Here is a 13367-nt window from a genome sequence, read left to right as displayed (position 1 = left end):
TGTGTTGTGTTTGCGATGGACAAACTTTAGCCCTTGCGGCATTAGTGAAAAATGGGCAAAAATGAAAATGACTATTCACCAGGAGAAATAATCAGAGGTCATCATGGACCAGTTAATGGCGATGCGCGCTTTTACCCGGGTAGTGGAATCCGGCAGTTTTACCCGCGCGGCAGACTCTCTGAATATGCCGATAGCCACCCTGAGCAAGCTCGTGAAATCGCTTGAGGCGCATCTGGAAATACGACTTTTGCACCGCACGACGCGCCGGGTCGTCACCACACCTGAAGGGGCGGAATACTATGAAAAAGCGCTCAGGGTCCTGATAGATATCGAAGATATCGACACCGCGTTTCGCGTTTCTCGCGCGACGCCAAAAGGGCGTTTGCGGGTTGACGTGGGCGGCTCCACCGCCCGCGACGTGCTCATTCCCCTGCTGCCGGATTTTATGCAGCGTTATCCGGAAATCCGCATCGACCTTGGGGTAGCCGATCGTCCGGTGGATCTCATCAGCGGTAACGTTGATTGCGTGATCCGCGGCGGCCCGCTAAACGACTCGACCCTCATCGCCCGCCATATTGGCAACGCCGAAATGGTCACCTGCGCGACGCCAGGCTACCTGAAAAATCACGGCGTTCCCGCCTATCCGCAGGAGCTGTGCAATGGCCACAAGCTCATCAGCTACCTCTCGCCCGTCACCGGGAGGGCATTTCCGTTTCGCTTCAGAGAGAACGGCGAGACGCTGGAAATAAATATTCCGCATTATCTCGGTGTAAATGAAAGTAATGCCCACCTGGCGGCTGCCGCGGCGGGGCTGGGCATTGTGCAGACCTTTGAGTATTCGGCAAACGCGTATTTACAGGCGGGTACGCTGACGGCGATCCTGGGCAACTGGCGCCCTGCTGCCTATCCGTTTCACGTGGTATACCCGCAGAACCGCCATTTGACGCACCGTCTTAAGGTGTTTATTGCATGGCTGGCGGAGGTGTTCCCCACCGCATTGAAGGGATAGCCGGGCGCGAACCCGGCTGGGACTTAGTTAAGCTTATAGTCCAGTGTAATTTCGGCTTTCAGGAGCTGCGATACCGGGCAGCCCGCTTTCGCTTTCTGAATAATGCCATCGAACTGCTGAGGGGCGATGCCTGGGACGGTCACCTTACTTTTTAGGGCAACCTTCGTGATGGCAAAGCCGCCGTCGGTTTTATCCAGAGAGACGTCCGCGGTGGTATCAATGGAATCGGCGGTATAGCCCGCTTCGCCAAGCATCAGCGACAGTGCCATCGAAAAACAGGCCGCATGTGCTGCGCCAATCAGCTCTTCGGGGTTGGTCCCCTTTTCGCCCTCAAAGCGGGTATTGAAACCATAAGGCTGTTGATTAAGAACGCCGCTCTCGGTGGAAACCGTTCCTTTTCCGCGCTTAATGTCGCCAGACCAGTGTGCCGAACCGTGCTTATGAATAGTCATTCTTGCTCTCCTTTTGGCTTACAAAGGGTTAAGTATAGACTACGCATCTGGCCCACCCTGGAACACAGAAAATTCCAGGTCTTTCACCTGCTGTACCGACAAAAAAGGATAATAATATGGCGCTAAAAATCAGGATGGCCGTTGCCGTAACCACACTGGCTCTATCGCTGTCTTCACTGGCGAAAACGCCGGAGAACTTTATCTATACCAGCTCCGGCGATCTCGATGCGGCGTTTCCGCTTGTTGCGCGAAGCGACATCGGCGGCGTGCAGATCGTTTACAACTGGCGCTTGCTTGAACCCGAGAAGAACAAGTATGACTTCTCGCGCATTGAGCAGGATCTGGCGCGTCTTAAGACTGCCAGGAAAAAGCTCTTCATCCAGATTCAGGATCGTTTCTTTGAGCCTAATGCCCGCTACGTGCCGGATTATCTGATGCACGATAAGCAATATAGTGGCGGGATTGCACCGCAGTTCGATAACCCCGGCGAAGGCAAGCCAGTCGGTTCTGGATGGGTGGCGCGTCAGTGGGATCCCGCCGTGCGCCAGCGCTACCAGGCGCTGCTGGCCGCCCTGGCGAAACGCTTTGATGGCGAGGTATACGGGGTAAACCTGCCGGAAACCGCCATTGATGTCGACGAAAAAAATCCGCCGGCCGGATTTACCTGCGACAGATATTTCGCGGGTGAAATGGAAAACCTCGCCTTTGCGCGTAAGGCTTTTCAGAAATCACACGTTGTGCAATACGTGAACTTCTGGCCGTGCGAGTGGGATAATGACCACGACTACATGGGGCGTCTGTTTGCGTATGCCAGCGCTAACAATATCGGCCTGGGTGGACCGGACATTGTTCCTAACCGCAAGGCCCACATGAAAAATGCCTATCCCTTCTTCAATAAAAATAAACACACGCTGCCGCTCATCGCCATGGCGGTTCAGGAGCCGACCCTGACCTATATAAATCCTCAGACCGGTAAGCCCTTTACCAAAGCCGAGTTTGACCAGTTCGCAAAACAGTACCTCGGGGCCGATATTATTTTCTGGAGCACGGCCACGCCCTGGCTAAAGGCAAAGTAATCAAGAGCGTTCGCGACATTCATGCCAGATAACCGGCCAGTTCATCAAGAAACACACGCAGTGCAGCTGGCTGATATTCCCGGGACTGATAAATGCCATGGATGGCAAGCGGTTTCGGCTCCAGCGCGCTCAGCACCGGCACCAGCAAACCCAGGTCCAGCGCGGCAGACGCTTCGCGCTCCGGCAGCATCGCAATACCGCAATGCTTTATCGCCGCATCCATCAACAGCGAAGAGATGCTGGCGCTCAGGTTGCCGCTGACGGCCACGCTCAGGCTTTCACCTTCCGGGGTCAGGAAGTGCCAGGACTGCCCGGCGAAAAAGCTGTAGTGCAGGCAGTTGTGCTGGGCTAATTCTTCGGGGCTGACGGGCGTCCCGTGCAGCGCAAGATAATCGGGTGAGGCACAGAGGACCGAGCGACATTCTCCCAACCGACGGGCAATCATGCCGGGTTCAGGGTTATCCGTAATGCGCACGGCGACATCAATCCGCTCTCCCACCAGGCTGACCGGGTGGTTGTTCACATCCAGCTCGATGCGCAGTTGCGGATAGCGCGAAAGCAGACCGGGCAGTACCGGCGCAATGAGGTGCATAGCGGTGAAATGGGCGCAGGCCACCCGCAACGTGCCAGACGGCAGATCTTTCTCCGACTGGCCTTCGATCTCCTGCGAGATCTGCGAGAGTGTCCGCGTTTTTTGCAGCACCTTTTCCCCTGCTGCGGTCAGGGTTAACTTGCGCGTTGAGCGGTTAACCAGCCGTGTTCCCGCCCATTTCTCCATTTGTTCAAGGTAGCGGCTCACCATCGGTCGGGAAATCCCCAGCGCGCGGGCCGCCGCGCTCAAACTTCCCAGCTCGCATATCCGGTTGTAGACCTGAGCGGCAATAACGCGATCCATAGAAACTCCATTTGCTCGATTTATGAAACTAAGCATGTCTTGTTTCAGGAATTCTGGCAAATGCGAATATCCGTACAATAGAGACTTTCCTGCACAACAGAGACAACAGTATGAAACTCACTCACCTTGCTTTGCTTTCCACCCTTTTCACTCCGGCTGTTTTTGCCGCACCGTTGACCATTGATACCTATAACCCGCAAGAAAAAGGTATTTTCGCTGTCTCCTCAACGCTGGTCTCCGGCCCGAAAGAAGCCGTTCTGTTTGATGCGCAGTTCAGTGTGAAAGATGGCGAAGCGCTGGTAGAGAAAATTCGCCACAGCGGTAAGACGCTGAATAAGATTGTGATTACCTCTGGCGACCCCGATTTTTACTTCGGTCTGCAGCCGTTGGTAAAAGCCTTCCCGAATGCCAAAGTGGTGGCCACCCAGCATGTCGTTGACCATATTAAAGCCACCAAAGACGCCAAGCTCGCCTTCTGGGGTCCACAGATGAAAGACGGCGCGCCAACCGAGCTGGTTGTGCCGCAGGTGCTTACCTCCACCACGTTTATGGTTGACGGGGAAAAGATTGATATTGAGCAACCAGACAGCTACGCGGCCTATGTCTGGATCCCGTCAGCGAAAACCATTCTTGGCGGTACCGGGGTTTCCTGGGGCATTCACGTCTGGACAGCAGACACCCAGACAGCAGCGAGCCGTAAGCAGTGGCAAGAAACACTGGATAATATGGCCGCACATAAGCCCGAGCGCGTCATTCCGGGGCATTATCTCGGTACGCCGCCAGCCGGAACCGGAGCTATCGACTTTACCCGTCAGTACCTTCAGCAGTTCGAACTGGCGTTGGGTCAACATAAAAACTCAACCAGCGTAATCGACACGATGAAAAAACAGTGGCCGAACCTTGCAGAAGCCAGCTCACTGGAGCTGAGCGCCAAAGTGAATACCGGCGAAATGAAGTGGTAATGTAAAAACCTGCTATGCTGGATGTGCAACCTAAGGGGTTACATTTCGTTTGCGTGAGCAAACTGGTCCTTAAAACTATCAACAGGATTGAGGAGTTAACATGAAATCGAACCGTCAGGCACGCCACATTCTGGGGCTGAACTACAAGCTTTCAAACCAACGTAAAGTGGTGATTGAAGGCGACCATGAAACGCAAGTCACCCACGCCACCGGCAGAAAACGCCACGCGGGCAAGTAAGTTCCAGAAACAGAACCTCAACACCATCGGTCTTCCGATGGTGTTTTTGTTTATGTGTTGCGGTAATTCATATTTAGCTCCTTTATAATACCGCCTGACCGCATCCCGTAGCACAGGCCAGAAAGATGACAAACAGCAGTGTCAGGGACGGATCTTCATAAAAAGAGTGAGTGACATGGACAACAAACTGAAAAAACATCGTTCCTTATATATCCCTTATGCCGGACCGGTTTTACTCGAATTCCCCCTGCTTAACAAAGGCAGCGCCTTCAGCATAGAAGAGCGCAGCAGCTTTAACCTGCTGGGTTTACTGCCCGAAGTGGTTGAGACCATTGAAGAACAGGCAGAGCGCGCGTGGATCCAGTATCAGGGTTTCAAAACTGAAATCGACAAACATATCTACCTGCGTAACATTCAGGATACCAATGAAACCCTCTTCTATCGCCTGGTGCAGAATCATCTCGAAGAGATGATGCCGGTGATCTACACCCCAACGGTGGGTGCCGCTTGCGAGCGCTTCTCAGAGATCTACCGTCGCTCTCGCGGCGTTTTCATCTCTTATCAGAACCGTCACAACATGGACGACATTCTGCAAAACGTGCCTAACCACAATATCAAAGTGATCGTGGTGACCGACGGCGAGCGTATTCTCGGCCTCGGCGACCAGGGCATTGGCGGGATGGGGATCCCCATCGGTAAACTCTCCCTGTATACCGCCTGTGGTGGCATCAGCCCGGCGTATACCCTGCCGGTGGTACTGGACGTCGGCACCAATAACCAGCAGTTGCTCAACGATCCACTTTATATGGGCTGGCGTCATCCGCGAATCACCGACGATGAGTACTATCAGTTTGTTGATGATTTCATCCAGGCCGTGAAACACCGCTGGCCGGACGTGCTGCTGCAGTTTGAGGACTTCGCGCAGAAAAACGCCATGCCGCTGCTGAACCGCTATCGCGACGAGATCTGCTCGTTCAACGACGACATCCAGGGTACCGCAGCGGTCACCGTGGGTACGCTGATCGCCGCCAGCCGCGCGGCAGGTAGCCAGTTGAGCTATCAGAAAATTGTCTTCCTCGGCGCAGGCTCTGCCGGTTGCGGTATTGCCGAGCAGATTATCGCGCAGACGCAGCGTGAAGGGTTAAGCGAAGAGCTGGCGCGCTCTCGCGTCTTTATGGTTGACCGTTTCGGCCTGCTGACCGACGGTATGCCAAACCTGCTGCCGTTCCAGACCAAGCTGGTGCAGAAACGCGAAAACCTGAAAAACTGGGATACCGACAACGAAGTGCTCTCCCTGCTGGACGTGGTGCGCAACGTGAAGCCAGATATTCTGATCGGTGTTTCCGGGCAAACCGGCCTCTTCACCGAAGAGATCATTCGCGAGATGCACAAGCACTGCGAACGCCCTATCGTGATGCCACTCTCTAACCCAACCTCCCGCGTGGAAGCGACGCCGCAGGACATCATCGCCTGGACTGAAGGTAACGCCCTGGTTGCCACCGGCAGCCCGTTCGATCCAGTGGTGTGGAAGGATAAAACCTATCCGATCGCCCAGTGCAACAACTCTTACATCTTCCCGGGCATTGGTCTGGGCGTAATCGCCTCCGGCGCGTCTCGCATCACCGATGAAATGCTGATGTCGGCGAGCGAAACCCTCGCGGGCTATTCGCCGCTGGTCAACAACGGTGAAGGACTGGTGCTGCCAGAGCTGAAAGACATTCACAAGGTGTCGCGCGCTATCGCGTTCGCGGTAGGTAAAATGGCACAGCAGCAAGGCGTGGCGGTGAAAACCTCTGCCGACGCGCTGCAGCAGGCCATTGACGACAACTTCTGGAAGCCTGAATACCGGAGTTATCGCCGGACGTCGATTTAACTCTGCGCCCCAACCGTTCCCTCTCCTCAAAAGGGAGAGGGAACGTGAACACCCTCCTCTCTTTATTTTCTTAGCCGCTACAACGGCGTTCCCCTACCCCTTATTTAAAAAATCAATAACTCAACAATAATCCATATCTCGTTGAAATATAAAGTTTTCGTATAACACTTTTTGCCTAATAAACAAATTCTTTTAAGGGTTTAGTAACGTTCCACATCACTAAACTCATTATTTGAAAAAGGGTATTAAAATGGCAATACCGGCATATCTTTGGTTAAAAGATGACGGCGGTGCAGATATCAAAGGCGCTGTTGATGTACAAGATCGCGAGGGAAGCAAGGAGCGGTCATGTACTACAGAGATGAAGTGATAAGTTACTTGCAGGCGAATAAAATTCTTGCGTTAAAACTCGACCACGCATTAACGGGTGTAGGAAAAGCCGTATCAAATCAGATTGAAACGATCGGCGCAGGTGCAACGCGCGCGCTGTATTATACGTCCTGCTTTACTGATGAATATCAGGACGTATGCAAGAAACAAAAAACTGAAGACATTCGATTTAGAAACGGTGTTATTTATCTTCTTCGACATAACAATGTTGCGTATGACATGTTCAAACTTTATTTCGAAGAAATATTTAAAGATAAAACCACAGAACAGCTTGAACGTATCAAACAAATGCTTATGGCTGTTAATATCCATATTGCCGCAAGCTCACTCACAAACGTGGGGTTTGCTTTAGCAACGGCATCATTTGTCGCAGCAGGCATGAATCTAAACCTTGAAATCAGTGCCCTGGCAGGGCGAAGAGCGGGACAGGCTGTTGGAATTATTGGCATATACGGCATTGTCCAAAAAGCGGCAGACAGTGCGTATCGTCTTCACATTACTTATCCCGCATACTACTCAGCGCTATACATTCAAGAGTTGGAAATGATGTATTTCCTGATAGAGCCAGTGTTTGAGCGGGCTAAGGCGCTTACAGCACAATGGGCATCGGATGATGAAATTGCGGATATCATAACCAGGATGGTTCGATAACCATGATGAATCTTATTAAAAGGTTTTTCAGGCGAATGTTCAGGTCGTTAGTTTCGTATTATGGCCCATCAGCGCTGACAGTAGTATTCGCCTTGATTCAGGGCTCATTATTTCCTGACACCCCAATCTGGCTGATCCCCTTATTCTTTGTGTTTGTGATGGTTGTTTTATCAATATATGAAATTGCAAGATTCAAACGTTAGCATTATCGTAAATTTATGCATAAGGAAATATTATGTCTATACCCGCACACTTATGGCTTGAAGATGAAAATGGTTCACCGATCGTTGGTAGTTGCCTTATGCCACTTCGTCTGGGGTCTATCGAGTTAAAATCCTTCTCTCACGGTGTCACTATCCCGGTCGATCCAAGCTGGGGAAAACTAACAGGAACGCGTGTCCATCGCCCTATCACAATAGTGAAGGAATTTGATCAAACAACACCACTTTTATACCGCGCTGTCTGTGAAGGTCGAACCATGAAGAAGGCCACAATTAAAATGTACCGTATTCTGGAATCAGGTATTGAGGCCGAGTATTTCAATATCATTCTGGAAAACGTCAAGTTTACAACGGTTGCACCCTACCTGTCTCCTAACGGTATAAGCAGTACGCACCTTGAAACGCTCGAATTACGTTATGAAGCGATTACCTGGAAGTATACAGAGGGTAATATTATCTATCGTGATTCATGGAACGATCGTTGTTGCGCATGATGACCAGGTGCCAGAGGAGGCTTCGCCTCCTTTGACCTTAACAAAGAGAGGAAATGGTCAATTTCATCACAGAGCAGTGACAAGTGGCGAAAATGAAACCTTGTGTTTGCTTATATCCATGAAAGCAATATTACCTCTCTGCTTGGTAAGTACTGAAAAAAATTGTATAATGTTATTTAATTGTAAACTCATAACAAATAAGGAGGCCAATTATGCTGTACTGTGAAATTTTCAATGTTTCACATACATTTGGTGATCGCACCAGCTCAAGCGTTATCGGTATCGTGCTGCGATAACTTCTGCTTGAGCGAAGACACCAACCCCTGAAATCCCTTCTCTCGGGCTTACTGAGTTATCGTCAGCGATGTTTGACGAGGCATAAACATGCCTGTAACTCTTGGGTAAGCAACAATGAGCACTTTACTCACTGCACAATCTTTACGTGTTGATACGGCGTTTGGCACGCTCTTCGACTCACTCTCCTTTACGCTGAAAAAAGGCGACCGCATTGGCCTGCTGGGCGATAACGGCTGTGGCAAAAGTACGCTGCTGAAGGTGCTGGACGGCACAGATTCCCCTGCCGCCGGAACGGTTGCGTTGGCCGGATACTGCCTGATGGCGCGCGTGGAGCAACACCTGCCGGACGCTATTTTTCCGCTGACCATGCTGGATGCCGTGCTGGCGCAGTTACCTTCTGCTGAAAGTGACAGCCTGCGCTGGAAAGCCGAAACGCTGCTGGCAAGCATGGGCTTCACTCCGCAAGATATGATGCTGCAATCCGCGACACTCAGCGGCGGGCAACACACTCGTTTGCTGCTGGCGCGAGCATTGATTCACGAGCCGGATCTGCTTTTGCTGGATGAACCGAGTAACCATCTCGATTTACCCACCATGCTCTGGCTTGAGCAATTTTTGCAGAACTGGTCAGGCAGTTTCGTACTGGTTTCACATGACAGACAGTTACTCGATGCCGTCACCAACGGTAGCTGGATCCTGCGTGATAAGTCACTGAACTACTTTGCCCTTCCCTGCACGGCTGCACGCAAAGCACTGGAAGCCAAAGACGAAAGCGATGCGCTGCGCCATAAGGCGGAGCAAAAGGAGATCGACAGAGTTACCGCCAGTGCAAAACGGCTGGCAACCTGGGGTAAGGTTTACGACAACGAAGATCTGTCCCGTAAAGCCAAACAGATGGAAAAACAGGTCGAACGGCTCAGGGAGAGCCAGACGGAGCTCACCGCAGGCAGTCCGTGGACATTAACCCTGCGTGGTGATGCGCTGCGGGCAGACCGTCTGCTGGAGATTGAAAATCTCGGCGTCCCCCCTGCTCCTGGGCTACCCAGCCTGTTCAGCATTGAGACAGCGCGCCTGAAAAGCAGCGATCGCGTGGCGATTGTCGGTCGTAACGGCTGCGGTAAATCGTCACTGATGAAGCTAATCTGGCGACAGTTTACCAATGAACTGACCCACGACGGGTTGAAGCTGCACCCGCGCGTGTCGCCAGGCTATTACGACCAGACGCTTCATCAGCTTGCGGACAACGCCACGCTGCTCGACGCGCTGGAGCCTTTTGCACCCGACCCGCAATCTCGCAAAATGGCACTGATAAGCGCGGGTTTCCCGTGGGCGCGTCACGGGCAAACGGTCAGCACGCTCAGCGGTGGCGAGCGTTCACGCCTGTTGTTCGTGGGCCTGACGCTTGCTCGCTACAGCCTGCTGATGCTGGATGAACCCACCAACCACCTCGACATGGAAGGCAAAGAGGCGCTGGCGCAAACCCTTCAGCAGTTCGAAGGCGGTGTTCTGCTGGTCAGCCATGACCGTCAGTTGATCAGCCAAAGTTGTAATCGTTTCTGGCTGATTGAAGAAGGAAAGCTGAGCGAGTGGCACGATGCAGAAGCGGTGTTTGAGCGTCTGCGTGAAAGCGCAGGGCTAGTGACATCCGCGGCGCCCGTTGCTGCCGCGACGGTTCAACCCTCGCCGTATGACGATCTGCTTGAACGGCTGGTCGCTCTGGAAACGCTGCTGGAAGACGATCTGGCACGGAAGCCGAAGCATCAGAAGCCACAGCTTCAGGCGCAATGGCGTAAAGAGATTAAGGAGATAGAAGCACAGCTGTAAAACTGCGCCCGGCGGGTTGCTCGCCGGGCCAGTCTTTTCCCCCTTAATAATTAGAGGGATCGCCGTATTCTTAACCTTAAAGCGAATCAAATGATGACATTATGTTGCCGTAGCCTTGCATTACCAGGCTAATGTATTAATCCTTAAGGGGTATTACACCTGCTATGCAGATTCTAATCATGAACAAGGAGATACACATGAAGGCTGCTGTTGTCACTCAGGATCACCAGGTCAATGTCACCGAAAAAACGTTACGATCGTTAAAGCATGGAGAGGCACTGCTGAAGATGGAGTGCTGTGGCGTATGCCATACCGACCTCCACGTGAAGAACGGTGATTTCGGCGATAAAACCGGGGTTATCCTGGGCCATGAAGGGATTGGTATCGTTAAAGAAATCGGTCCTGGCGTGAAATCGCTGAAAGTCGGCGATCGCGCAAGCGTGGCATGGTTTTTTGAAGGCTGTGGTCACTGCGAATACTGTAATACCGGCAACGAAACCCTGTGTCGCGATGTAAAAAATGCCGGTTACTCCGTGGATGGTGGCATGGCGGAAGAGTGCATCGTCACCGCAGATTACGCGGTAAAAGTGCCGGACGGTCTGGATTCGGCTGCTGCCAGCAGCATCACCTGCGCCGGCGTGACCACCTACAAAGCGGTAAAAGTGTCGGGTATTAAACCGGGCCAGTGGATTGCAATTTATGGTCTGGGCGGGCTGGGCAACCTCGCGCTGCAGTACGCCAAAAACGTCTTTAACGCCAAAGTCATCGCCCTTGACGTTAACGACGAACAGCTGAAGCTGGCGGCAAGCATGGGTGCAGATTTAACTATCAACTCACGCAGCGAAGATGCCGCTAAACTTGTGCAGGAAAAAACCGGCGGCGCGCATGCCGCAGTCGTCACTGCCGTCGCAAAAGCAGCCTTCAACTCTGCGGTTGATGCCGTGCGTGCCGGTGGCCGTGTGGTCGCGGTTGGCCTGCCACCGGAAGCAATGAGCCTCGATATTCCGCGTCTGGTGCTGGACGGTATTCAGGTCGTCGGTTCGCTGGTCGGTACCCGTCAGGATCTGCAGGAAGCGTTCCAGTTTGCGGCAGAAGGCAAGGTCGTGCCGAAAGTCACGATGCGTCCTATCGAGGACATCAACGCCATCTTTAAAGAGATGGAACAGGGTCAGATCCGTGGCCGTATGGTGATTGACCTGCGTTCATAATCACCCACCGTTCAAGTACCGCTCCTGACAGGGGCGGTTTTTTATAGCCATTTTCCGGCAATCCTTATCTTAATTCCTTTGTTCCCTTGTTTTCCCCCGCGCCTGATGATGAATCCGACGCTAACAAGAAGATAACAAAGGAATTCACCATGCAAACCCCATTTCGTCTGCCGCTGCTGACGGCGCTGATTCTGACGACAACCGCAGCCTGGTCCGCCGATGCGCCCGTCAAAGGCGGCACGCTGATTTATCTGGAGCAACAGGCGCACACCAACCTCTACCCGCCCGCCGGTGGCTTCTACCCGAACGGCGGCATTCTGAACCAGATCACTGACAAACTGACGTGGCAGAACCCCAGGACGCTGCAGGTGGAGCCCTGGGTGGCAGAAAGCTGGACCACCAACGCCGATAAAACCGAATACACCTTTAAAATTCGCCCTGGCATCACCTTCTCTGACGGCACGCCGCTGGACGCGAACGCCGTAGCAAAAAACTTTGATACCTACGGTTTAGGCAATAAAGCGCAGCGCCTGCCGGTGTCAGAAGTGATCAATAACTACGATCGCAGCGAAGTCATCGACCCGCTGACCGTGAAGTTCTACTTCAAAAAACCGTCGCCGGGGTTCCTGCAAGGCACCGCCACCATTGGCTCGGGTCTGGTCTCGCTCAGCACGCTGAAACGCAACTTTGAAGAGCTGGGGGATGCCCGTCATATCATTGGCTCTGGCCCGTTTGTGGTGAAGGACGAGAAGCTGGGTCGCGAAGTAACGCTGGAAGCGCGTAAGGACTACCAGTGGGGTCCCAAAAATCTGGCGCAACAGGGGCCAGCCAATCTTGATGGCATCAAGTTTATCGTGACTCAGGAAGACAGCGTGCGCGTGGGCGCCCTGCTGTCCGGTCAGGCTGATTTTATTCGCCAGGTGCAGGCGTATGACGAAAAGCAGGCGACCGATCAGGGCTATAAGATCTATGCCGCCCCAACGCGTGGGGTGAACGACAGCATCAGCTTCCGCCCGGATAACCCGCTGGTCTCCGATATTCGCGTGCGCCAGGCGCTGCTGCATGCCACCAATGCAAAACAGGTGGTTGAGACCCTCTTCTCGGCCAACTATCCGCAGGCGAAGTCAGTGATTGCCGATTCCGCCGCAGGCTTTGTCGATCTCAGCGACAAATTGGCCTTTGACCCGGCTAAAGCCAACCAGCTGCTGGATGACGCGGGCTGGAAAGCAGGCAGCGACGGGATCCGCACCAAAGACGGCCAACGTCTGGCGCTGACGGTGTATGAATCCCTGCCGCAGCCGCAAAACAAAGAGGTGCTGCAACTGGTTGCCCAGCAGTGGCGACAGGTGGGCGTGTCGCTGAGCGTTAAAGCGGGCGACGCAGGCAGCCGTACGCTGGATAACCTTGACCCGCTGAAAACCCCTTTAACCGTCTCCGAAGTGGGTCGCGCCGATCCGGACGTGGTGAAAAGCATGTTCTACCCGGCTAACCGCGACGCGCTGCTGCAAAAAGGGGGATCCAGCGACAAGGTCAAAAACTTCCGTGACGACAAGTTAAATGAACTGCTGGTGAACATTTCTGCGGAGATTGATCCGCAAAAACGCCTGCAACTGACGGGAGACGCCCAACGCTATCTGCTGGATAACGCCTACGTCATTCCGATTTTCGAGGAGCCGCAGGTCTTTGCCGGTGCGCCGTGGCTGAAAGGCGTCAATTTTGAAGCGGTAGGCCGCCCGTCGTTCTACGGCGCGTGGATTGAGAAACACTGAGGAGCCGA

12 protein-coding genes and 1 pseudogene are annotated in these 13367 nt (G+C 53.1%); 11 read left to right on the top strand and 2 right to left on the bottom strand.

From position 1 onward, the window contains the following. Positions 1-103 precede the first annotated feature (103 nt). Positions 104-1009, top strand: a complete 906-nt coding sequence (locus WB237_RS05220; protein WP_336211044.1) for a LysR family transcriptional regulator — start codon at positions 104-106, stop codon at positions 1007-1009. Positions 1010-1032: 23 nt separating this feature from the next. On the opposite strand, the gene WB237_RS05215 is transcribed toward WB237_RS05220, so the two are convergent. Further along, positions 1033-1461 (bottom strand): OsmC family protein, encoded by a 429-nt coding sequence (locus WB237_RS05215; RefSeq protein WP_023311893.1) that lies wholly within the window; start codon positions 1459-1461, stop codon positions 1033-1035. A 116-nt stretch (positions 1462-1577) separates the two neighbouring features. Between WB237_RS05215 and WB237_RS05210 the strand changes: the two genes are divergently transcribed. Beyond that, entirely contained in the window at positions 1578-2537 is a 960-nt protein-coding gene (locus WB237_RS05210; RefSeq protein WP_336211042.1) for a hypothetical protein, read from the top strand. Positions 2538-2556: 19 nt separating this feature from the next. On the opposite strand, the gene WB237_RS05205 is transcribed toward WB237_RS05210, so the two are convergent. Further along, positions 2557-3432 carry a LysR family transcriptional regulator gene (locus WB237_RS05205; RefSeq protein ID WP_336211039.1) on the bottom strand — a complete coding sequence of 292 codons (876 nt, stop codon included), beginning with the start codon at positions 3430-3432 and terminating at the stop codon, positions 2557-2559. A gap of 110 nt (positions 3433-3542) precedes the next feature. On the opposite strand from WB237_RS05205, the gene WB237_RS05200 reads away from it, so the two are divergent. The 9 genes and pseudogenes from WB237_RS05200 to WB237_RS05155 all read left to right on the top strand — a co-directional run bounded on the left by WB237_RS05200 (position 3543) and on the right by WB237_RS05155 (position 13359). Next, positions 3543-4394 carry a Vmh family MBL fold metallo-hydrolase gene (locus WB237_RS05200; RefSeq protein ID WP_336211037.1) on the top strand — a complete coding sequence of 284 codons (852 nt, stop codon included), beginning with the start codon at positions 3543-3545 and terminating at the stop codon, positions 4392-4394. 100 nt (positions 4395-4494) lie between these two features. Continuing rightward, entirely contained in the window at positions 4495-4632 is a 138-nt protein-coding gene (sra, locus tag WB237_RS05195; RefSeq protein WP_008501714.1) for a stationary-phase-induced ribosome-associated protein, read from the top strand. Positions 4633-4807: 175 nt separating this feature from the next. Further along, positions 4808-6505 (top strand): NAD-dependent malic enzyme, encoded by a 1698-nt coding sequence (locus WB237_RS05190; protein ID WP_028018933.1) that lies wholly within the window; start codon positions 4808-4810, stop codon positions 6503-6505. Between the two features lie 250 nt (positions 6506-6755). After that, a pseudogene (locus WB237_RS05185) lies at positions 6756-6848 on the top strand (type VI secretion system tube protein Hcp); the annotation flags it as partial. A gap of 5 nt (positions 6849-6853) precedes the next feature. Then, positions 6854-7546: a hypothetical protein gene (locus tag WB237_RS05180; RefSeq protein ID WP_336211023.1), complete on the top strand. Its 693-nt coding sequence runs from the start codon at positions 6854-6856 to the stop codon at positions 7544-7546. A gap of 235 nt (positions 7547-7781) precedes the next feature. Beyond that, complete coding sequence (locus tag WB237_RS05170) at positions 7782-8261, top strand: Hcp family type VI secretion system effector (protein ID WP_049006491.1); 480 nt, start codon at positions 7782-7784, stop codon at positions 8259-8261. A 411-nt stretch (positions 8262-8672) separates the two neighbouring features. Continuing rightward, complete coding sequence (locus WB237_RS05165; RefSeq protein ID WP_336211017.1) at positions 8673-10382, top strand: ABC-F family ATP-binding cassette domain-containing protein; 1710 nt, start codon at positions 8673-8675, stop codon at positions 10380-10382. Between the two features lie 197 nt (positions 10383-10579). Next, on the top strand, positions 10580-11590 hold the full coding sequence (adhP, locus tag WB237_RS05160; RefSeq protein WP_336211014.1) for an alcohol dehydrogenase AdhP: 1011 nt from the start codon (positions 10580-10582) through the stop codon (positions 11588-11590). Positions 11591-11739: 149 nt separating this feature from the next. Next, complete coding sequence (locus WB237_RS05155) at positions 11740-13359, top strand: TIGR04028 family ABC transporter substrate-binding protein (RefSeq protein WP_336211009.1); 1620 nt, start codon at positions 11740-11742, stop codon at positions 13357-13359. The last annotated feature ends 8 nt before the right edge of the window (positions 13360-13367 follow it).

The sequence above is a fragment of the Enterobacter sp. P82 genome, assembly GCF_037053385.1.
Taxonomy (GTDB): Bacteria; Pseudomonadota; Gammaproteobacteria; order Enterobacterales; family Enterobacteriaceae; genus Enterobacter.
This window is presented reverse-complemented; position numbering and strand designations above follow the sequence as displayed.